This window comes from Streptomyces sp. NPDC020362 (genome assembly GCF_040642095.1).
In the GTDB taxonomy this organism is placed as follows: Bacteria; Actinomycetota; Actinomycetes; order Streptomycetales; family Streptomycetaceae; genus Streptomyces.
On the sequence record NZ_JBFAET010000019.1, the window covers coordinates 1 to 19,602 of the forward strand.

The 19,602-nt window shown below is 71.9% G+C and carries 17 protein-coding genes; 13 read left to right on the forward strand and 4 right to left on the reverse strand.

Annotated features, from left to right (window positions below):
• The 3 genes from AB0H32_RS10775 to AB0H32_RS10785 form a co-directional block, all read left to right on the forward strand.
• Positions 1-561: insulinase family protein (locus tag AB0H32_RS10775; protein ID WP_361117522.1), on the forward strand; the 561-nt coding region annotated here is incomplete at its 5' end.
• Positions 558-1,409, forward strand: a complete 852-nt coding sequence (locus AB0H32_RS10780) for a hypothetical protein (RefSeq protein ID WP_361117525.1) — start codon at positions 558-560, stop codon at positions 1,407-1,409. The genes AB0H32_RS10775 and AB0H32_RS10780, both read left to right, overlap by 4 nt.
• Before the next feature lies 1 nt (position 1,410).
• Positions 1,411-2,553, forward strand: a complete 1,143-nt coding sequence (locus tag AB0H32_RS10785; protein WP_361117528.1) for a hypothetical protein — start codon at positions 1,411-1,413, stop codon at positions 2,551-2,553.
• Here the strand turns inward: AB0H32_RS10785 and AB0H32_RS10790 are convergent.
• Positions 2,528-3,184 carry a hypothetical protein gene (locus tag AB0H32_RS10790; protein ID WP_361117531.1) on the reverse strand — a complete coding sequence of 219 codons (657 nt, stop codon included), beginning with the start codon at positions 3,182-3,184 and terminating at the stop codon, positions 2,528-2,530. The two genes, AB0H32_RS10785 and AB0H32_RS10790, sit on opposite strands and share 26 nt — an antisense overlap.
• Positions 3,177-4,256, reverse strand: a complete 1,080-nt coding sequence (locus tag AB0H32_RS10795; RefSeq protein WP_361117534.1) for a TauD/TfdA family dioxygenase — start codon at positions 4,254-4,256, stop codon at positions 3,177-3,179. Before AB0H32_RS10795 ends, AB0H32_RS10790 begins: the two co-directional genes overlap by 8 nt.
• A gap of 122 nt (positions 4,257-4,378) precedes the next feature.
• Here AB0H32_RS10795 and AB0H32_RS10800 point away from each other — a divergent pair, with 122 nt between their 5' ends.
• The 8 genes from AB0H32_RS10800 (at position 4,379) to AB0H32_RS10835 (ending at position 13,420) form a co-directional block, all read left to right on the forward strand.
• Complete coding sequence (locus AB0H32_RS10800; RefSeq protein WP_361117537.1) at positions 4,379-5,845, forward strand: radical SAM protein; 1,467 nt, start codon at positions 4,379-4,381, stop codon at positions 5,843-5,845.
• Between the two features lie 26 nt (positions 5,846-5,871).
• Positions 5,872-7,344: a radical SAM protein gene (locus AB0H32_RS10805; RefSeq protein ID WP_361117540.1), complete on the forward strand. Its 1,473-nt coding sequence runs from the start codon at positions 5,872-5,874 to the stop codon at positions 7,342-7,344.
• A gap of 11 nt (positions 7,345-7,355) precedes the next feature.
• Positions 7,356-8,816 (forward strand): histidine phosphatase family protein, encoded by a 1,461-nt coding sequence (locus tag AB0H32_RS10810; RefSeq protein ID WP_361117543.1) that lies wholly within the window; start codon positions 7,356-7,358, stop codon positions 8,814-8,816.
• The gene (locus AB0H32_RS10815; protein ID WP_361117546.1) at positions 8,813-9,628 is read left to right on the forward strand and encodes a hypothetical protein; all 816 of its coding nucleotides are present in this window, start codon (positions 8,813-8,815) and stop codon (positions 9,626-9,628) included. Before AB0H32_RS10810 ends, AB0H32_RS10815 begins: the two co-directional genes overlap by 4 nt.
• Complete coding sequence (locus AB0H32_RS10820) at positions 9,625-9,807, forward strand: hypothetical protein (RefSeq protein ID WP_361117549.1); 183 nt, start codon at positions 9,625-9,627, stop codon at positions 9,805-9,807. Before AB0H32_RS10815 ends, AB0H32_RS10820 begins: the two co-directional genes overlap by 4 nt.
• Positions 9,804-10,079, forward strand: coding sequence for a hypothetical protein (locus tag AB0H32_RS10825; protein WP_361117552.1), 276 nt, complete (start codon positions 9,804-9,806; stop codon positions 10,077-10,079). Before AB0H32_RS10820 ends, AB0H32_RS10825 begins: the two co-directional genes overlap by 4 nt.
• The gene (locus tag AB0H32_RS10830) at positions 10,076-11,857 is read left to right on the forward strand and encodes a carbamoyltransferase N-terminal domain-containing protein (RefSeq protein WP_361117555.1); all 1,782 of its coding nucleotides are present in this window, start codon (positions 10,076-10,078) and stop codon (positions 11,855-11,857) included. Before AB0H32_RS10825 ends, AB0H32_RS10830 begins: the two co-directional genes overlap by 4 nt.
• Before the next feature lie 72 nt (positions 11,858-11,929).
• Positions 11,930-13,420 carry a hypothetical protein gene (locus AB0H32_RS10835; RefSeq protein WP_361117558.1) on the forward strand — a complete coding sequence of 497 codons (1,491 nt, stop codon included), beginning with the start codon at positions 11,930-11,932 and terminating at the stop codon, positions 13,418-13,420.
• 25 nt (positions 13,421-13,445) lie between these two features.
• Here AB0H32_RS10835 and AB0H32_RS10840 read toward each other — a convergent pair whose 3' ends face one another.
• Positions 13,446-14,249, reverse strand: a complete 804-nt coding sequence (locus AB0H32_RS10840) for an IclR family transcriptional regulator C-terminal domain-containing protein (protein WP_361117560.1) — start codon at positions 14,247-14,249, stop codon at positions 13,446-13,448.
• 94 nt (positions 14,250-14,343) lie between these two features.
• Positions 14,344-15,294: a zinc-binding dehydrogenase gene (locus tag AB0H32_RS10845; RefSeq protein WP_361117563.1), complete on the reverse strand. Its 951-nt coding sequence runs from the start codon at positions 15,292-15,294 to the stop codon at positions 14,344-14,346.
• A gap of 1,244 nt (positions 15,295-16,538) precedes the next feature.
• Between AB0H32_RS10845 and AB0H32_RS10850 the strand changes: the two genes are divergently transcribed.
• Positions 16,539-17,816 carry a hypothetical protein gene (locus AB0H32_RS10850; RefSeq protein WP_361117566.1) on the forward strand — a complete coding sequence of 426 codons (1,278 nt, stop codon included), beginning with the start codon at positions 16,539-16,541 and terminating at the stop codon, positions 17,814-17,816.
• Positions 17,817-18,582: 766 nt separating this feature from the next.
• The gene (locus AB0H32_RS10855; RefSeq protein ID WP_361117569.1) at positions 18,583-19,542 is read left to right on the forward strand and encodes an alpha/beta hydrolase; all 960 of its coding nucleotides are present in this window, start codon (positions 18,583-18,585) and stop codon (positions 19,540-19,542) included.
• Positions 19,543-19,602: the final 60 nt, after the last annotated feature.

The window sequence follows — 19,602 nt, forward strand, 5'->3', positions numbered from 1 at the left end:
GCACGGCCCTGGGCGCCACAGGGCCCGGGTGCCGACCCGGAGGGCTTCTCCTGGTTCGCGACCGGCAGCCGCGCCCCGTCGACGGGCGATGCCCGGCGCCATGCGTTCACCGTCCTCGCCCACCTGCTCGGGCCCTCCCCCGCCTCGCTGCTCTACCGCAGGCTGCGAAGCCAGGAGGGTCTGGTCTACGCCTTCTACACCTGGTCGCGCAGCTACACGGAAACGGGAGCCTGGCGCATCATGGCCGGGGTCGAGAACCGCAATCTGCGGCGCGCGCAGGAAGTCGTCCGCGAGGTGCTGCTGGAGGTCGCCGGGCGCGGTCCGGATCCGGAGGACCTCGCCGTGGCCCGGCGCCAGGCCGTGACGGACCTGGTGACCACGGCCGAGCGGCCCTGGGACCATGCGATGGCCCTGAGCCAGGAGACCGGGCTGGGCACCCGGCCGTGGTCCCTGGAGGGCGGGATCCGCGCCCTGGAGCGGGTGACGGCGGAACAGGTACGGCTGGCGGCCGTGTCCGTGGCCGAACGTCAGCTCACCGTGGTACGACCGGAGCCGGCATGATCCCGGCGGGCCCGGGCCCCCAGCACGCCGACCCCGCCTACCTGGCGGCCTGCCGAGACGCCGGCCTGCTGGTGGACACCGCTACGGGACACTGCGTGCTGGGCACGACCCGGGACCCGTTGAGCGGCCGGGACTTCTGCCTCGTCGAGTACGCCCACCCGGCTCCCGCGTCTCCCGAGGCGGCCGAGACGCTGCGCCGGCATGCCGCGGCCGTCCAACCCGGCGCGTGCGGAGTGCTGCTGCGCACCGCCCCCGACGTCCGGCTGTGCGCGCCCTGGACCCCCTACCTGACCTACCTGCGCCACGACCCGCCGGATCGCACCTCCTGCGGCGACACCGTGTCGGATGCCTCCTGTGGCGTCACGGTGGGCCCGGCGGCCCCGGAGCACCGGGGGCGGATCCGTGCCTGGCTCGCCGACGCCTTCGAGGCCGGCGCGGCCCAGCAGGGCGCGACGGTGCGACGCGAGGACGCCGAGGAACAGGCGGACGCGATCATGGCCGCACCGGGGCGGTTCAGTCTCGTCGCCGTCGCCGGGCACGAGCCCGCCGGGCACGCGACCCTGCTGCCGTTCACCGACGAGGTGACCGGCACCGCATATCTCGAACTCTTCGACACCCTGGTCGCCGCTCCCTTCGACGTCCGCGCCGTCACCGGGCTCCTGGTCGGGGCCGCGCTCGCCCGGGCCGCCCGCGCCGGCGTTCCCCTGCTGGGCAACGTGGTGCACGGCGACGCGACCGGTGCCCCGGAGCACGGCGCCCGCATCGTCGCCTCGCTGCACCGGCGGGGCTGGCGCACCGAGCACGTCTATTGGCACGCACCGAACCCGACCGATCCCGCAGGGAATTGATGTGACCGCCCGTGACCACCGCCATGAGTCCAGCCATGCGTCCCCCCGTGTTCCCCGCCCGGTGCCGGACCTGGCCTTCTTCCGCCGCCTGCTGGACCTGCACGAGGACGCCACGCCCTACGAGGTGGTGACGGGGGCGGGCCGGGTCTCGCAAGCCTTCCGGGCCCTGGTGATGACGGCGGCCGCCCGGGAGGGCGTCATCGGCACCGGCTCGGCGGACGAGTTGCGGCGCCGGGCCGAGCGCACCGCCTTCTACGCCCGTGTGCAGCACAGCTGCGAGGCGCTGGGCGCCCGCCCCCTCAAGGGGCTCTCTCTCGCCGCGTGGTACCCGGACGACCTGCCCCGGCCGATGAACGACCTCGATCTGCTCGTACCGGACACGGCCGCCCTGTGGCGGGTCGTCGCAACCCTCGTGGCCGAGCACGCCCCGCGGGAGATGGACCTGACGGTGCTCGACGGCGAGGCCCGGCACCTCCTGGTGGCCCTCTCCTGGCCGGGCGCGGACCCGCTGCTCGACTACGAGAGCCGCGTGGAGATCCTGACCTGCGCGCTGACCGGCGACCAGGGTGCGGTGCCCCCGCGGCCGAGTCTGCCCGCGGACCCTCTCGCCGCAGGGCTCCTGGCCGTCGCGGAGGAGCGTTTCCAACGGCCCTTCAACGGCAAGGACGTGGTCGACGTCATGATGGCACTGGCTCCCGGCCGCGAAGTCGATCTGCCCCTGCTCGCGCGCAGCGCCGACGAGTTCAACCTGGCACCCGAACTCATGGAGCTCCTCCAGCTGTTCGCCGGCACGGCCCCGGACGCGGCGCACCTGCCGTCCGGTTTCGGCACGCTGACGGCGGCGCTCGCCGAGGCGTCCTCGCGCGAACTGCGGCGACGCGAGGAGTGGCGGCAGGGGCAGGCGGCGGACACACCGGATCGGGGTTCGCTGCGTCACGGCATGCGGCTCACCCCGGTCGAACCCGGGCCCCGTCCGCACCGCGCCGCGAATACCGCCACACTGCATCCCTTCGACGGCGGCACCCTGCTGCTGACCCCGGTCGCCGACTTCCTGCTGGTGACCGGGGCCCTGGTCGATCCCGCGCTGCACGACGCGGCGACGAGCGCTCTGGCGGCGGTCAGTCCAACAGCCCCAGTGAGCTGAGCAGTGTCCCGAGGGCGTCCGCGTCGGCGGTGCCGAACGGCCGCTCCGGACGCTCCGTGCGTCCTTCCGAGGCGACACCGCCCTTGCGTTCCGCGAACGCCGTCAGGTCGCGGTTGAGCCGCACCGCGTACTCCCCCACGGACGGTCCCCTGAGCAGCAGCGAGACGGTTCCGGCCGCCGCGGTCGCGGAGTGCACGGCCTGCGGGGGCAGGACGTAGAGGCTGCCCGCCGACTCGGTGCGCTCCCGCAGCGGCAGCGCCGGGCCGCCGTCCTCGGCCAGCCGCCGCTCCACGTCGGCCACGTCGCCGTAGAGCCGGTGGACGTAACTGCCGTGCAGGATGGTGGAGGCGAAGGCCCAGCGGTGGTTGTGCGGCCGCCCGTGCGGGTCCTTGTCGCCGCCCGCCCAGTGCTGCAGGCGCAGCCGCGCGCCCGACGGGTCCTCGTACAGGACCATGCGGTTGCCCCAGGGCCTGACCTCCGAGAGGCCGAGCAGCCACGGGTCGGTCCGCGCGGAGCGCAGCAGTGCGGCCAGCCGGTCCGGGCGGCCGAACCGGCGCAACGCGTCCTCGAGCACCTGGGCGGTCCGCTCCGCGTCGTGCCAGTCGACCTCGGACAGGTGCGGCTCAGGCATGGGCGTGCGGGCCGGCGGGCGGCTGCTGCGGCAGGGCGTACTGCCTGGCGATGCCCCGGGCGTAGGTGTCGCCCAGCCGGCGGCCGTCCGGGACGGTGAGCCACATCCGCATCAGATGGCGCTGCTCGTCGGGCCCGGTGCCGTTCTCGAAGCCGTCCCGGGCGTGCAGGACCGTGTGGTTGTTGACGTACTGGACGTCGCCCGGGACCAGGTCCATGGACAGGGCGACCCCGGGCTCGCCGGCGATGGTGTCCATCAGTTCCAGCGCGTCCAGCTGCTGCCGGCTCGGCTCGGGGGGTGCCTGCTCACCGGTCGGCTGGAGGTAGGCGGGCTGCCCGTTGGCGGCTGCCCTCCGGCGCCAGGACGGCCGGCGGCGGAAGGACAGCCTGCCGTCCAGCCAGGAGATGTGCGAGGCCGCGTAGTAGGGGATGCGGTCGCCGTCCGCCTCGTCCTTGTTGTTCATCCAGAACGGTTCGTAGAGCCCGTCGACGAGATCCGGCCGACGGCGCAGCAGTTCGTTGTACACGGTGACCGAACTCGCCACGCGCGAGGCTCCTCCCGTGCGGGACCGGCCGACGCACAGCAGCGACACGATGTCGCACCAGTCGGTGTGGAAGGGCAGTTCCACGTTGGTCTGGTAGGCGAACCGGTCGGGGCGCGCGGGACCGTCCTCACGGACGTGGGCCAGGTACAACTCCCGCTTGTCCTGCGGTGTCGGGACCCCGATCGCGAAGGACAGCGCCCAGTACATGAGCGCGAGCCGCTCCTGCGACTGGCCGGCCACCGGCATACCGCGCACGAGCAGCACTCCGGGACCGTCCTCCAGGTGCCGTCGCCAGCCCACGGCCTTCACCGCGAGGCGGGGCAGCCGCAGTTCCCCGGCCGGGATGTGGTGCAGCGGACGGGACCCGCCGGCCAACCGGGCGGCCAGGGCGGTGAGTTCGTCCAGGTCCCGGTCGGTGAGGCGGACCTGCCAGTCGCCGGGGCGGGAGGCCATACGGTCCCCGCGCCAGGCGGCCGGGGAGTCGAGCGGGGCACGCAGGACCGGGCCTGCCGTGAGGTCGGATTTCATAAGTCGACGCTAGCCGTCACCCACGGTTTGTGACAAGCAATTGCGACTTGCATGTCACAAGACCTTGATGGCTGGCTTGATGCTCTGTCATGATGGCCGCCCCGACGCCATTCAGGAGCAAAGTGAACGCTCATATCCCTCTCGCGGATCCCCTCGTCCGCCGGTCCGGCGTGACCACCATCGAGCCACTGGAGCCCGTGGACGTCGTGGTGCGTCACGAATTCTGCGGACCCCTGCTGTGGAGCAATCGCCGCCACGCGTTCTTCCTGCCTCGCCAGAGCAGCGAGAACTCCCTGGTCACTCAGGCCATCGAGCGCAAACGGGCCGACCAGGACTGGGACGACGGGTCACTTCCCGGCAGTCTCGCGGACGACCTGCGCGAACTGGGCCTGGACGGCCGGATCAGAGAGATCCGGTCCCCCTACCAGAACCGGCTCAGCGGACCGCTGGAAATCTACTTCGATTACACCTGGCTGTGTAATCTGGCCCGGCACAAATGCGGCCAGGACTCGTTCTGCTACGCGGCCGAGTTCCTCGGGCCGACCACGATGCGGGAACAGCGCGTGCGTGAACTCATGGCCGAACTCGCCCAGTGGGGCGTCATGCGCGTCCATCTGGCGGGCGGCGAGCCGACCATCAACAAACGCGCCCTGGCGAACTACCTCGACAGCGCCGGCGAGCAGGGTCTCTACACGTCGATGGCGACCAACGGCCTCCTCATCGACGACGAGACGCTCGAGATCATCCTCCGGAACAAGCTCAAGTCCGTGAGCTTCAGCATCGACGGCGCCTCCGAGGAGACGTTCGCGGCGGTGCGCGGCCCCGGCCTCTTCGACAAGGTCGTCGCCGCACTGCGGCACACCGTGCGGCGCAAGCGCGAGACCGGCTCCGACATGCGGGTGTGCGTCAAGCCGACGTACACGCCGTCCACCCCCTACTCCGAGCTGGAGGCGCTGGTCGAGCTGGGCATCGACGCCGGCGCGGACGTGGTGAAGTTCGCCAACCCGGAGCGCTGCCTCCACCACGAGCAGGGCTTCTACTCCCAGCAGGTGGACGAGTACTACGCGGCCATCGAATTCATCGGTCAGTTGCAGAAGACCTACGGCTCGCAGATCTCCATCACCAACGTCAGCAACCCGATGGCCGGCTGCGGCGACATCGGCATCCCGGGACTGTCCGGTTGCATCGGCGGTCAGGAGCTGATCGCGCTCAACCCCGACGGCAGCGTGACGCCCTGCCTGATGCACCCGCGCAAACTCGGCAACATCGACGACGAGTTCACCGGCCTGCGGGACTTCTGGAGCGGCTCGACACAGCTCACCGACTTCTGGAAGGCCCTGGAGAAGCCCGAGGGCTGCTCCGGCTGCGACATCTACAGCTCCTGCCGCTCCGGCAGCACCACGCGCCGCATCGTCCAGATCGGCCGCTTCGACCCGGAGCGCACCACCGGCGACTTCAGCGCGGTCAAGGACCCGCTGTGCACCCGGGACTACCTCGCCCGGCATCCCGAGAAGAAGCTGCCCGAACCGCCGGAGGATCCGACGGCTCTGCGGCACTTCCGCGAGATAGCCGTGCGCCACTCGCTGTGAACTCCCCTGTCCTTCGAGGAGCCCCCATGAGAGTCGCGCTCGTCAGTTTCTTCGACTCGCAGCGCTTCGCCGAGTTCCCCATCACCCACGCGCTCAGCTCCATGCGACTCGGCGCCTACCTGCGCGGCCGGCACCCCGAGTGGGAGATCCGGCTGCGGGCGTTCGACGAGCAGGGCTGGTCGGCACAGGCGGCCGGGGCCTCGCTGCTGGCCGAGGGGTTCGACGTGGTGGGCGTCCCTGCCTACATCTGGACCCTGGAGCGGACCCGGCAGCTGACCGTGGAGTTGTCGAACGCCCCGCAGGCGCCGCTGGTGGTCTGCGGCGGGCCGGAGACCAGGGCCATGCCCTACGCCGACTGGCCCGAGGGGACGGTCTTCGCCATGGGCCAGGGCGAGGAACCGCTCACCTGGCTCTGCGAACAGCGGGCCGAGGACCCGGGCTTCGACGGCCTCGACCTGGAGAACGGGCTGGCCCAGCCGCTGTACTCGGCCCGCCGGGAGCGCCGGGACGCCTACCGCCACGCGGTGCCCGACCGGCGCGACCGGCGCCTGCCCCACGGCATCGAGCTGTTCGGCCCGGAGTTCGAGGAACTCCTGGCAGGTGATCCTGTGGAGACCGACTTCACCTGGTACGAGACCGCGCGGGGCTGCATCTACGACTGCAGCTTCTGCGGTCACAACACCCTGCCGTTCTTCGCCACCTTCGACACCGACTTCGTGCGCACCGAGATCCTCAACATGCGCGCCCGGGGGATCCGCCGCATCTTCCTGATCGACCCGATCCTCGGCGGCAAGGCCGCCCGGGGCAAGGAGATCCTGCGCATGTTCCGGGACCTCGCCCCGGACATCGCCATCAACGCCTACATGCGCCCGGAGTTCCTCGACGACGAGTTCGTCGACATCCTCGTCGACTCCAACATCGAAGAGCTGCTGATGGGGCTTCAGACGACCAACCCCAGCGTGCCCAAGCACGTGCGCGGCAACCACTTCGGGAAGATCATGAAGTACGTCCCGCACCTGACGGCCCGGGGCATCCCCTGGCGGGCCGAGCTGATCGTCGGCCTGCCCGGGGACGACATGGCCGGCCTGCGGGAGTCGCTGCGGTTCACCGTGGAGGAGCTGCGCCCCTGGTCGGTGCACTCCTACCATCTGACGGCCATTCCGGAGACCAAGCTGTTCGAACTGCTCGACCGCACCGACGACGAGATCTGGATCAAGGCCGACGAGAAGCTGCGCGTGGTCTCCGCCAGCAGCTACAACGAACGTGAGCTGCGGGACATGCTCATCTACGCCGGCGCCGTCACCTCCCTCCACGCCCACCTGCGCGAACAGGGCGTGCTCGACGCCCCGTTCGTCGAACTCGACGCCCAGGTCGGCCGGATCCTGTCCGACCCCGCCGCGCGCGCGGCCCGCTCGACCTTCCTGCGCATGGGGCAGGACGCGGGGCGGGCCGCCTGGGCCGCATACGGTGTCGGCGCCGCCACGGCCGCCGCCGGCTGAGGGGGATGCACGTGGCAGCACACACCCCGGTACGGCTGATGGTGCGCCGGCACGCCGAGTCGGAGTGGAACGCCGAGGCCCGGATCCAGGGCGCCATCGACTCGCCGCCGCTGACCGCGGCCGGAGCCGCCGAGGCCCGCCGCTGGGCGGCCGGGCTCACGGACGACGCCGGGATCCGCACCATCTGGAGCAGCTACGCGGTGCGCGCCCGGCGGACCGCGGCCTCGGCCGGACGCCGGCTGGGTCTTCCCGTGACCAGCACCGAGGTCCTCGCGGAAGCGGGTGCCGGGGTGCTGGAGGGGCTTACCCATGCCGAGGCCGCCCGGCTCTTCCCCGAACCCCACCGGGTGTGGAAGGCACGCGGTGACCTGGACGCGATCCCCGGGGCCGAGCCGGGCGACCGGCTCCAGGCCAGGGCGATCGCCTTCCTCGCGGCCTCGACGGGCCCCGGCGGAGCGGATCTGTACGGCTGCACCCAGCTGGTGGTGACGCACGCCGCGTTCCTGCGGAGCCTGGTGAACACCGCGCAGCGGCGGCCGCGGACCACTCCCGTGGCGATCGGCCACTCGGACACCCATCTGCTGACCGATCCCTGGTCGGCTCTGCGGCCGGAGCGGCTCAACCAGCCCTGGCGCCCGGCGGCCCACCGGGTCGCTCCGGGCCCCGACGGCGGTGCCGGTCCGGCCCCGCGGTTCGTGGTCAAGCTGGTACCCGGTCTCGGCGCCGAAGGAAGACTGGGCCGTTACCGCGCCGTCCAGCACGCCGTGAGCACCGCGACCGGCACGCCCCCGCTGCTGGCGGCAGCAACCCGCGGGGACGGCTCGGCCATCACGGTGCGGCGGTTCGTGCCGGGCACCACCCTCGGCCACCGTCTCGGACACCACGAGGAATGGGAACTCCTCGACTTCTACGAACGGTTCAACACACGGCTCGCAGCGGCGGTGGGCACCGAGGCGTTCACCGGGGTCCGCTCGCTCGGCGACCGCATCGACATCGCACTGCGCGGGCCGGACAACGAAGCGGTGCGGCAGCTGCGCGCCCTCACCTGCGACCGCAGGCTGCGGGAGCTGCTCCACGAGCGCTCCTGCGTCGCGGACTTCGACCTCCACCGCGACAACACCGTGCGCACCGACACAGGGCAGCTGGTGCGGATCGACCTGGACTCGCTCTGCCCGGGCCCCCGGCTGCTCGGGCAGGCCTGCGCCATGGTCGGCGCCTCCGCGCTCTACCCCTCCGGGCAGCCCGCCGCACCCCACGAAAGGCCCCACACCCGGCTGCTCGGCGGCGACTCGGACGAGGCCCGAGAGCTGCGGCTACTGGTCCGGGTCCGGCTCCTGCTGGGCCTCTGGTTCTTCCTCACCGCCCCCGGAGCACCCGGCACCGAGGGCAGCGAACGGCACGCCGCGCTCTACCGCGCGGCCCTGACCGAGCTGACGGCGCTCGGCCGGGAGAAAGGCAGCGGCACCCGATGACCCCACCCACCGAGGACTCGTTCCTGCTCCTCAAGCCCGACGCGCTGGAGAGAGGGCTGGCCGACCACGCCGTCGACGCCGTCCGGCGCGCCGGGCTCACCGTGACGGGCCGCGTGCCCATCCGGTTGACGGAGAGCCAGGTGGCGGGGATCTACCCGCAGGTCGACCCGGACCAGCGTCCGCTCACCGCCGGCATCATCCGGCGCTACCTGATCGGCAGGCCCGCCGAGTACGTACGGGTGAGCGGCCGCAATGCCTGCGCGCGCGTGGTGGAGGTCAAGACCGCGCTGCGCCGCGAACTCGGCGACGTCCTGTACGGCAACCTCGCGCACAGCCCCGACACCCCCGACCAGGCCACCGCCCAGCTGCTCGTACTCGCCGGACACTGCCCCCGCACCGTCTTCACGCCCAGGCCCGGCCCGTGGCGCGGCTGGAGCCAGGACCGTATCGAGGCGGCGCTCGACGTCTGGGCCGCGGACGCCGTCGAGGTGGGCACCCGCAGGCCCACCCGCTGGTCGCCATGGGAGGCCGCGGAGGGACCCGTGGTGCGGGTGGCCGTGCCGCGCCGCTGGGTCATCGCCTTCGACGACATCGCGGTCTTCCTCGCCCGGCTCGCCGGCCGGGACGATCCGGGCTTCGCCGTACGGGCGACGCTGGCCGCCCTCTACGACCGCGACGGCCTTCCCCTCGAGGCCCCCACCCCTGCGGGGGCTCAGGCACTCGCCGCGCAGGTGACCGACTTCGGCCTGCTGGCCACACCCGCGGTCGGGACGGACAGTTCGCAACGAGTGGCAAGGAGTGGCACACGATGACCAGCAGGATGGGCAGGACCGTCCGCAGAGCGTCGGACCTCTGTTTCCGCGCGCTCTCGGCGGCGGCCAGACGGCTCACCCCCGGAGCACGGGCATCCGCCCGGGAGCGCACGGAGTCGGACCTGGTCCGGTTCCGACGGGCGCGCAACCGCAGCGGCGACAGCTACCCCCTGTGGTGAGCGGCGTCGACCGGGCCGCGTCCGCCGTGTCGTACGCCCTGACCTGTGCCGTGTACTACGTCGTGATCACCCCGCTGGCCCTTCTCGTGCGGCTCGGCGGCGCACGCGACCCGCTCGCCCTGCGGGCCTTCGGCGCCGTTCCGGACTCGGCCCTGCGCCGGCTGGACCGGGCGTACGGCCCGGCCGACTTCCTGGCCGGGCGGGCGGGGACCTCACCCGCCGAACGCTCGTGCCACCGCCGCAGCAAGCCGAAGGGACGGGTCCTGCCATGACCGCCATCGTGGGCATCTCGGCCTTCTACCACGACAGCGCCGCGGCTCTCGTCGTCGACGGCGAACTCGTCGCCGCCGCGCAGGAGGAGCGCTTCTCGCGCCACAAGCACGACCCCGCCTTCCCCCAGCAGGCCCTCTCCTATCTGCTCGACCAGGCACCCGGCACAGTGGACGCGATCGCCTACTACGAGTCGCCCTGGCTCAAGCGCCGACGCGTCCGCTGGAGTCTGCTCGGTGCCGCGCCGGGCGGGGCCGAGGCGTTCCGGCTCGCCGTGCGCGGCGGCATCGCGCGCCCCGACGGCACGGAGCGGCTGATCCGTGCGGGGCTGCGCTCCGCAGGGCTGCCCGCGGACCTGCCCGTCCTGTGGTCGAGGCACCACCTCTCGCACGCGGCGAGCGCGTACTACCCCTCGCCGTTCGAGCGTGCCGCCGTCCTGACCGTCGACGGGGTGGGCGAGTGGGCGACCACCGGCATCTTCCTCGGCGAGGGTGCGCGGATCACCGCCCTGGCCGAGCAGGTCTTCCCGCACTCCCTCGGCCTGCTGTACTCGGCGGTGACCCATTTCTGCGGGTTCAAGGTGGACAGCGGCGAGTACAAGCTGATGGGACTGGCGGCCTACGGCGACCCCGGTTCCCCGCAGACCCACGCCTTGCGCGAACTGATCCTGGAACGGCTCGTCGACGTGCGCGAGGACGGCTCGTTCGTCCTCGACATGCGGTACTTCTCCTTCCACCGCGGCGGCACCATCATCGACGTACGGCGCTGGGAGCGGCTGTTCGGGATGGAGCGGCGCAGGCCCGAGTCCGGCGGTGCGGAGCGGTACGCGAACCTCGCGCTCGCCGTCCAGCAGGTCACCGAGGAGGTGATGGTGCGTCTCGCGCGCCACGCCCGGGAACGCACCGGCGCCGACGCGCTCTGCCTGGCCGGTGGTGTCGCGCTCAACTGCGTCGCCAATGCACGGGTGCTGCACGAGGCCGGGTTCGACCGGCTGTGGATCCAGCCCGCCGCCGGAGACGCCGGCGGCGCCGTGGGGGCCGCCCTCGCCGCCCACCATCTGGCACTGCACGGACCGCGGCCCACCGCCCCCGTCCCGGACGGGATGAAGGCCGCCCACCTGGGCCCTGACATACCCGACGGCGCCGTCGCCGAACTGGTGGGCCGGTACGGCGCGCACTGCACGTCGTACGACGACTTCGGCAAGCTGGCCGAGGAGGTGGCCGGGGAACTCGCCGAGGGGAAGGTGGTGGGCTGGGTCCAGGGGCGGATGGAGTTCGGTCCCCGGGCGCTGGGCAACCGCAGCATCCTGGCCGACCCGCGCAACGCCGCCGCCAAGTCCTGGCTGAACTCGAGGATCAAGGCGCGGGAGGACTTCCGCCCGTTCGCGCCCTCGCTGCTCGCCGAGGCGGCCGACGAGTACCTGGAGCCCGCCGTGGCCTCCCGCTACATGCTGCTGACCACCCGCGTCCGCCAGGGCGACGACGGCTCGCCCATCCCCGCCGCCACGCATGTCGACGGCACGGCTCGGCACCATACCGTCGAGGCGGCGGACAACCCCCGGTTCTGGCAGCTCATCGACGCCTTCCGCACCCGCACCGGCTGTGCCGCCCTGGTGAACACCAGCTTCAACGTCCGGGGTGAGCCGGTGGTCGCCACCGCCGACGACGCCTACCGGTGCTTCCTGCGCACGGGTATGGACCTGCTGGTCATCGGTGACCACCTGTTCCGTCAGGCCGACCAGTCCGCCGAACTGGCCCACGACAGCCTGCCGCTCGACTGACCCGACGGACCGGACGACCGGACGACCGGACGACCGAACGCCGGGTCCGCCGCAGGAGGAGAAGGAAAACTCATGACCACCGCGCTGCTGTGCACCGGCTGGCCCCGTGGGATCGAAGTGGCGCTGGAGCGGCTCGAACGCGACGGGCGACGCCCTGCGCTGCTCATCCTGCCGGACACGGTGGCCGGGGACCGGGAGCGGGCGGAGGACGCCTCCGGCCGGTTCCGGCTGCCGGTCCTGGCCCTCCCGCAGGCGGAGATGGGAGCCGGCCTGCTCTCCCCGGAGAGCAGGCGCGCGGTACGCGCTGCGGGGGTGACCGGTCTGCTGGTCTTCCGCAACGACGGCGGCACGGTCGACCGCAGGGCGGCGGTCCGGTTCGCCCTCTCGGTCCCGGTGCGCGAACTGCTGCTCATGCACGGACGCGGGGAGGTGACCCGGTACGGGCGTGCGGCCCTGCTGGCCGCTCTGTTCCGCGACCGCAGGCCGGGGCGCGGCCGCCGGGAGAACGCCCCGCCGTCGGAGCTGTTCGATCCGGTGTCCGGACGCCACCTGCCCCGGGGCGGCGACTTCACCGGTGTCGATGCTCGGGGCGGGCTGGAGGTCAGTCCGCTGGGCTTCCTGCGCGTACCCGGAATGGCGGAGCCGGCCGATCTGGAGCCGTCTCACCGCCAGCGGGTGATCATGCTGGGCGGCAGCGCGCTGTACGGGCTCGGCCTGCCGGACAACGCCGCCACCGTCCCCGCGCGCCTCCACCGGCGCCTCGGCGGCGCGGACGGCGGGCCCGAGGTGCTCAGCTTCGCCGTGCCGGGAGGGTGGTCGCGCGGCGAGTCCGCCATGCTGCTCTACCGGCTGCGGTACGCCCGGCCCGACTGCGTGGTGACCCTCTCCGGCTGGAACGACTTCAACACCCTGTTCGCCATGGACCTGGTCAACGGGCCGGGGGCACAGGTGCTGAACTGGACCTTCTCCGACTACCACCACTACCTGAGGATCCACGCCCCGCACGAGATCGACGAGACGCACGTCCCCTTCGCCCGCAGACCGTCGGTCCTGCGAAGCCTGCCGCATCTGGACTCCGCAGTCTTCCCGCGTTCGGGAGCACGGCTGCGCAGTTCCGTATGGCTGGACAACCAGGCGCTGATGGCGACCGTCTGCGAGCAGCAGGGCATCCACTTCGTGTGTGCGCTGCAGCCGCACTCGCTGCTCCAGCCGGCGCTGGGCACCGCGTTCACCAGGGACTGGGTCACCTCGCACTACGACTTCGCGTTCACCGGCAAGGCCGGGCAGCCCGGCCGCCCCGAACTCTTCGACGCCTACGCCGACTCGATCGCCTCCGTCTACCAGGTCTACCGGCAGGGCATGGCCGAGTTGTCCTCGCGATTCCCGACCGCGACCTTCCTGGACCTCTCCACAGCCTGCGCGGACGAGGAGGCCCCCTGTTTCCTCGACGGGGTCCATCCGACCGCGCACGGAGCGGACGTACTCGCGGGCGCCCTCGCGAGGGCGCTGCGGCAGCCGACCGGCCAGGCGGCGCCCCGGCCTCTCGCCGTGGATGCGGAATGAGAGGTCCGCGCCGCCCGGCGGATGCTCAGTCGGCCGGCCAGGCGCCGCCGAGCTGGCTGAGCCGGGCGGCCGCCGTGATGGTGGCGTAGATGTAGTGCTGGGGAGCCTCGGGCATCACGTCCATGGGCTTCAGGAGCAGGACCGCGCCCCAGATCGCGCCGTCCCAGATGACGGGTGCGGCGACCGAGTTCCACTTCGCCATGCACTCCTGGTACCCCAGGGCGTAACCCTGGTCGCGGATGTCGGCGAGGGAGGCAAGCAGCTCGTCGCCGTCGCGGATGACACCGGGACCGGCTTCCTCCGGGACCGGATCGGCGGCCACCCGCTGCTGGATCTGTTCGGGCAGGTAGGCGAGGATCGTCCGGCCCGAGGCGCCGGTGCGCAGCGACCGCGTGACGGAGAGGACGTCGCGCGGTGTCATTCCGAGCTCGACGAGATCGGAATCCCCCACCGCCATGTCCAGGCACTGCCGGCCCGCTATGCCGAACGGCGCCCTCATGTACAGGAAGACCAGGCCGTTGTCGGTCGCGCTGCGCAGGCCCTGCAGGACGTGTGCGGCCTCGCCGCCGGAGAGGTTGTCGTCGGCGAGTGCGTGGAGCCCGAGGTCGGCGACCGTACTGCCGAGCTGGTACAGGCCCCGGTCGATGCGGACGAAGGTGCTGTTGTAGGTTCCAGCGGTGAGCATGCGGCCGGTGGTGGAGTCGTCGAGATCGGCGGTCTTGGCGATCTCGGACAACCGGTGGGCACCGGGGCCCAGAGTGATGAACGCCTGCTGCACCCGCATGAAGCGGTCGGCGTAGCTGGTCCCGGTTCCACGCTGTCCACTCATCGGCCATACCCCCTTTGTCGCGTCCGCGCCCCTCCTGCTGGGGCGCGGCGGTACGCGGTGCTGGCACCACCGCGCACGGTATGGGACAAGATTATTACGCGGTGGTATCGAGGCTGAACTTGCCCATGCTGCTACGGCTGTTGAGTGCATGGTGCACCTTGGCCGCGTCGGCCAGCGGGTGGGTTCCGGCAGTCACGATCTTGAGCGTGCCGTTGCCGACGGCGTCGAAGAGCTGCCTCATGGACGCCGCCAGTGGAAGCGTGCGGTCGGCGTACAGGTGAGGGAGCCAGAAACCGGCGACGGTGATGGAGTTCTGGAGCAGCGTGTGCACGGGAACGTCGGCGAGCTGCCCGCCGGCGAAGCCGTATACGACGAGCCTTCCGCGCGGGCCGACCGCGGCGAGGGTCTGCTGCAGCGTCCTGCCGCCGGTCATCTCCAGCGCGGCGTGAACGGGTCCTCCCGCCGCGTCGAGGATACGGTCCGTCAGGCCCTCCTCGTCCGAGGAGTCGACGGCTGCCGTAGCCCCCAGCTCCATGGCGAGCCGGCGCTTCTCGTCCGTGCCGGCGAGGGCGATGACACGGGCGCCGGCCCGGCATGCCAGCTGAACGGCCAGCGAGCCGACGCCGCCGGCCGCGGCGGGGATGACGACGGTCTGCCCCTTGGTGATGTGGGCGACCGTGAAGAGGAGGTGGTAGGCGCTGTTCCCCTGCAGGGCCAGCGGCACCGCCTGTTCGTCGGTGATCTCGTCGGGGATCTCCCACTGCAGCCTGCGGTGAACGGCCGCCTTCTGCGCGTAGCCGCCGCCCCGGGTGAGCGCCACGACGCGCTTGCCCTCGGGGGTGGTGCCGACGACCTCGTTCCCGGGGACGTACGGCAGCTCGACCGGCGCCAGGTAGGTATTTCCCCGAACGTGGACATCTGCGTAGTTGACACCCGCCAGCCGTACGTCCAGCAGAATTTGTCCGCGCGCGGGCTCGGGGTCGGGCACGTCCTCCAGCCGCAATACCTCGGGGCCGCCGAATTCCCTCATGACAATGGCGCGCACAGTGCTCCTATCAACGCGGGCCAGATGTGTACGACGACAGGCTAGGGCATGCGCACCACGGCCCCGACCTGGGCACCTTGCCTCCTACATCTTTCTCACGAGGTGAGAAATGGCCGCCCATTTCTCACTCGACAAGAAAGTTCAACCCCGAACTTCTCGCGAGATGAGAATTGAAATCCGCGGGTTGCATTTGCCCTTTCGGAGAGACATAGTGATGCCGCCTCGCTCTGCCAGACAGTTCCCCCGCAGCCGAGACCACTACGGGGCGGCCGGCAGCACGGGAGGAGGAACGACTCATCGGCCCGGGCCAGGGCTCCGGCGAGGACCTGAGGGAACCCGACCTCGGGGTCGGGACATGAGCGCTCCAGGGGGCGTACGGGGACAGGTGGAGGACACCGAATGAACGACCAAGTGCTGCAGCGGGTGGCGAACCGAGTCCCCCATGGGACTGCCCGGCTCTTCCATGTCCCGCATGGACGGAGCATTCATCACGTGACGACCGTCCAGCGCCTCGCACCGAGAGCCGGCACGGCTTGCCGGCGCGGTGCTGGGGGCGGCGCCTGAGCGGGGTCCGAGGCACCACGTCACTGTCGGCAAACCGCAGTCGGCGGTTCCCTGTTGAAGCGGCCACCGTAGGCGACTCGGCACGAGCCGCCGCACCACCAGAGATCGAACCGAACCAAGCCATCGGGTGCTCTTGCGGCCTGCGGCGGCACGCCGCGCTCAGGAAAGGCCACCCCGTGTCCGCCCTTGCGGGCACGGGCTGTTTCGCCCTGCGCCGGAGCTCCCAGCACCTCATGCAGGAGGCTGCTGTGCCCCTTCCTTCTCACCCTCACTGCTCGCGAAGCCGGACGCGGACCGCCGGCGTCCCGGCGCACACACTCGCGATCGTCGGTGGCACGGTCACCGAAGGAGACGGTCCGGGCCGTCACAACAGCCGTGCATCTCATGGCTCCTGCCGAAGCTCCTGAGCCGGGGCCTTCCAGGCGCCACCCCGAACGGATCCGTCCCCGACACCTCTGCCCACGGCCGCCGGTATGCGCCGGACGCCGTGGTTCGGCCCCTCATCTTCCGGGAGTGCCCATGCCTGCAACTCCGCCTGCCACAGGAACACCTTCCGGTCCGACCGCATCCGGACCCGACCGGCAGGGAAACGCACGCATCTGGTCCTCGTAGCCGGTCCATGCCCGGCCACCCGGCCCACTCATCGCCCTGACACATCTTCCGTCCTGGAGCCCGTTCCCATGGCCATCAGCACCGCCGCACCCGTCATAGCCCCCCGGTCCACAGCCGCCGCCGGGACTGTGGCGATCGTCGCCCCTTGCGGCACCTCCGCCCAGGCGGAGGCCTTCGCGCGGCAGGGGTGGCGCACCGTGGCGGTCCAACCGGACGTCCGGCACCGGCCGTCGGCCTTCGCACCGACGCGCGGGGCGGGCGCCTGCGCGGACTCGGTGGAGCATCGCGGATCCCTGCGGCTGACGGTCAAAGCGCTGCGCGGGCTGGGTGTGTCGGCCGTCGTCGCCGGGAGCGCGGCGGGCATCGAGCTTGCGGAGCGGATCGCCTGGCATCTGGGCCTGCCGCAAGGCGATCCCGAGACGTCGCGGCTGCGCTACGACCGCGGCGCCCAGGCGGCCGCTCTGGCGCGCGCCGGGATCGACGCACCGCGCGGCATCCGCAGCGCACAGCTGGCCGAGGTCCTGGCCTGGGCCGAGACCTGCCCCCTGCCCGGCTACGTGCTGGCCCCGGCAGCGGCCGGGGTACCCGTCGAGCCGGTCGGCTGCGGGGGGGCGAAGCAGATCGACACCGCCTGGCCCGTCATGAAGCGAGCGGTCGCCCGGTACTCCGACGACGCGCGCCTTGTCCTCACCGAGCGGCTGTCCACCCGGCAGTTCGTCGTCAACAGCGTCAGCCGGCCCGGTGCGGACGGCCGGACGGACCATGTCGTCACCGACGTGTGGGCCGAGACGCGCTCCTGCGACCGATCGCCGGACCGCACCGACCTGCTGCACCATCACGAACCGCTGGCGCGTGTTCTGTCCGCTTACATGATGCGCGTGCTCGACGCCCTGGGCGTGATGCAGGGTCCGGTCACCGCGCGCGTCGCCCACGACGAGGGCCGGGGCCCGCTCCTCGTCTCGGCACTGGCGGTGCCCGGGATCTCGCCGGCCGACGAGGCGCTGCGCAGGGCAAACGGCTACGACCGCGTGGCGGACGTGCTGGACCCCTCGATGCCGCCCGCGTCCCTCCGGTTCGCTCCCGTCCCGGCCGGTCACCGGATCGTCCGGGTGCACCTGCGCCGGAGCAGCGGCGACGCTGCCGACCCGAGCCTCGGGCGCCTTCTGCGCCGGCTGCCGACGGTGGCCGCTGTCAGCCCGCACCTCCTGGGGCACGCACCGGTCACCGGGGCGGCCGGGTCCGCGGAGGTCGTTCTCAGCAGCGACGAGCCGGACGCCGTCGAGGCGGACTACTGCATCCTCCGGGCCCTGGAGCGCGAAAGCGTGCATGCCGGAGTGCGCGCCTGAGCCTGGGCGGCACACCCCTGGTCCGGGGCGTGCGGGGCGGAACCGACCGGGCTGCTGGACGAAGGGCGGGCACCTGCCACCCGCCCCTCCTCGTCAGCCGACGTGACCTGGGCGCCGCAAGGACACGATCCTGCTTACGGGGCAGCGGCTGCGGTGACCCGGTGCTGCGCGAGAAGCCCCGCGGCTGCGGCAACGAGGACGGCGACCCCGTATCCGAGGACGGTCCCCCCGCAGACCGAGCGCAGACCGACCACAGCGGTCAGGAGACCTGCGACGATCGCGGGCACTCCAAGGCTGAGGTAGGCGACCAGGTAGACGGATGCGAAGAGTCCCGCCCTCTGATGGGGCCGTACGAGTGGGGCGACGGTGCGGGGAGGCTCCGGTGTCGGGAAGCCCGGGGTCCGGGTCGAGCCGCTGGGTCGCCGGCTCGTTGACCATGGTCCGCGCGTCGCCCCACCGTCGGCAGATGCTCGAGTGATGGGCCCCCGCACGCTCCGCGACCACGGGGAACGAGCGGTCCTCCGCCCGGCTGCGTCGCCGACCCCGATCCGGAGACCCACCGGGCACTGACCGAAAAGGTGTTCCCGGCCCGGGCGCACATCCTCGGCACCGCCGGGCTGCGCGAGCTTCTGCGGTCCGCCCGAGGCGAACAGACCCGGCGGCCCCGACACGCCACGACCGCAGCGCGTGCCGACAGCCATCTCCCCTCCCGGCACGCTGAGCAACGCATCGCCACTCGAAGATCACGACCCGTACGCTCGTACACATGGTTGAGCATCGCATGGTTGACGTGAACGGCGTTCGGCTGCACATCGCCGAACAGGGCGAGGGCCCCTTGGTGGTACTGCTGCACGGCTTCCCCGAGTCATGGCACTCCTGGCACCACCAGTTCGGCCCCCTGGCCGACGCGGGTTTCCGCGTGGTTGCCCCCGACCAGCGCGGATACGGACTCAGCGACCATCCCGACGATGTCAACGCGTACACGATCCTCCACCTGGTCGGCGACGTCGTCGGGCTGATCCGGGCACTGGGCGAGGAGCAGGCGTACGTCGTCGGGCACGACTGGGGCGCGCCGGTCGCCTGGCACACCGCGCTGCTGCGACCCGACATGGTGCTCGGGGTGGCCGGCCTGAGTGTGCCACCCCCTTTCCGGGGGACACGGCCTCCGCTGGTGACCATGGACGAGCAGTTCGGCGGCCGCTTCTACTGGAACTACTTTAACCGCCCCGGTGTCGCCGACGCCGAGTTCGCGAAGGACACGCGCACCGCTTTGCGGAAGTTCTTCTACTGGGCTTCCGGCGACGCTCCCGACGCCGGCGAGGGCAGGCAGCCCCTGGTCGACCCCGAGCGCGGCTGGCTCGCTGCCATGCCGGACCCCGAGGTACTGCCGCAGTGGTTCACCGAGGACGATCTCGACGCGCTCACCGAGGGCTTCTCCAGGGGCTTCACGGGAGCCCTCAACTGGTACCGCAACCTCGACCGCAACTGGGAACTGACCGCTCCCTGGCACGACGCAGTCGTCAGTCGGCCCGCCCTGTACGTCTACGGCGACCGGGACCTCGTCCCCGCCTTCCCCGGGATACCCGAACTCATCGAAAAGCTCCCCGCCCTGATGCCCGCTCTGTGGCGCAGGCCCGTCAAGCTCGAGGGCTGCGGGCACTGGACTCAGCAGGAGCGCCCGAACGAGGTGAACGCGGCCCTCATCGAATTCCTCAGGGCACATTGAGCAGTTGCACTGACGCCTGCCCGATCGGCGGCCAACAGGGCGGTGCGGGAGCGGGTCGAG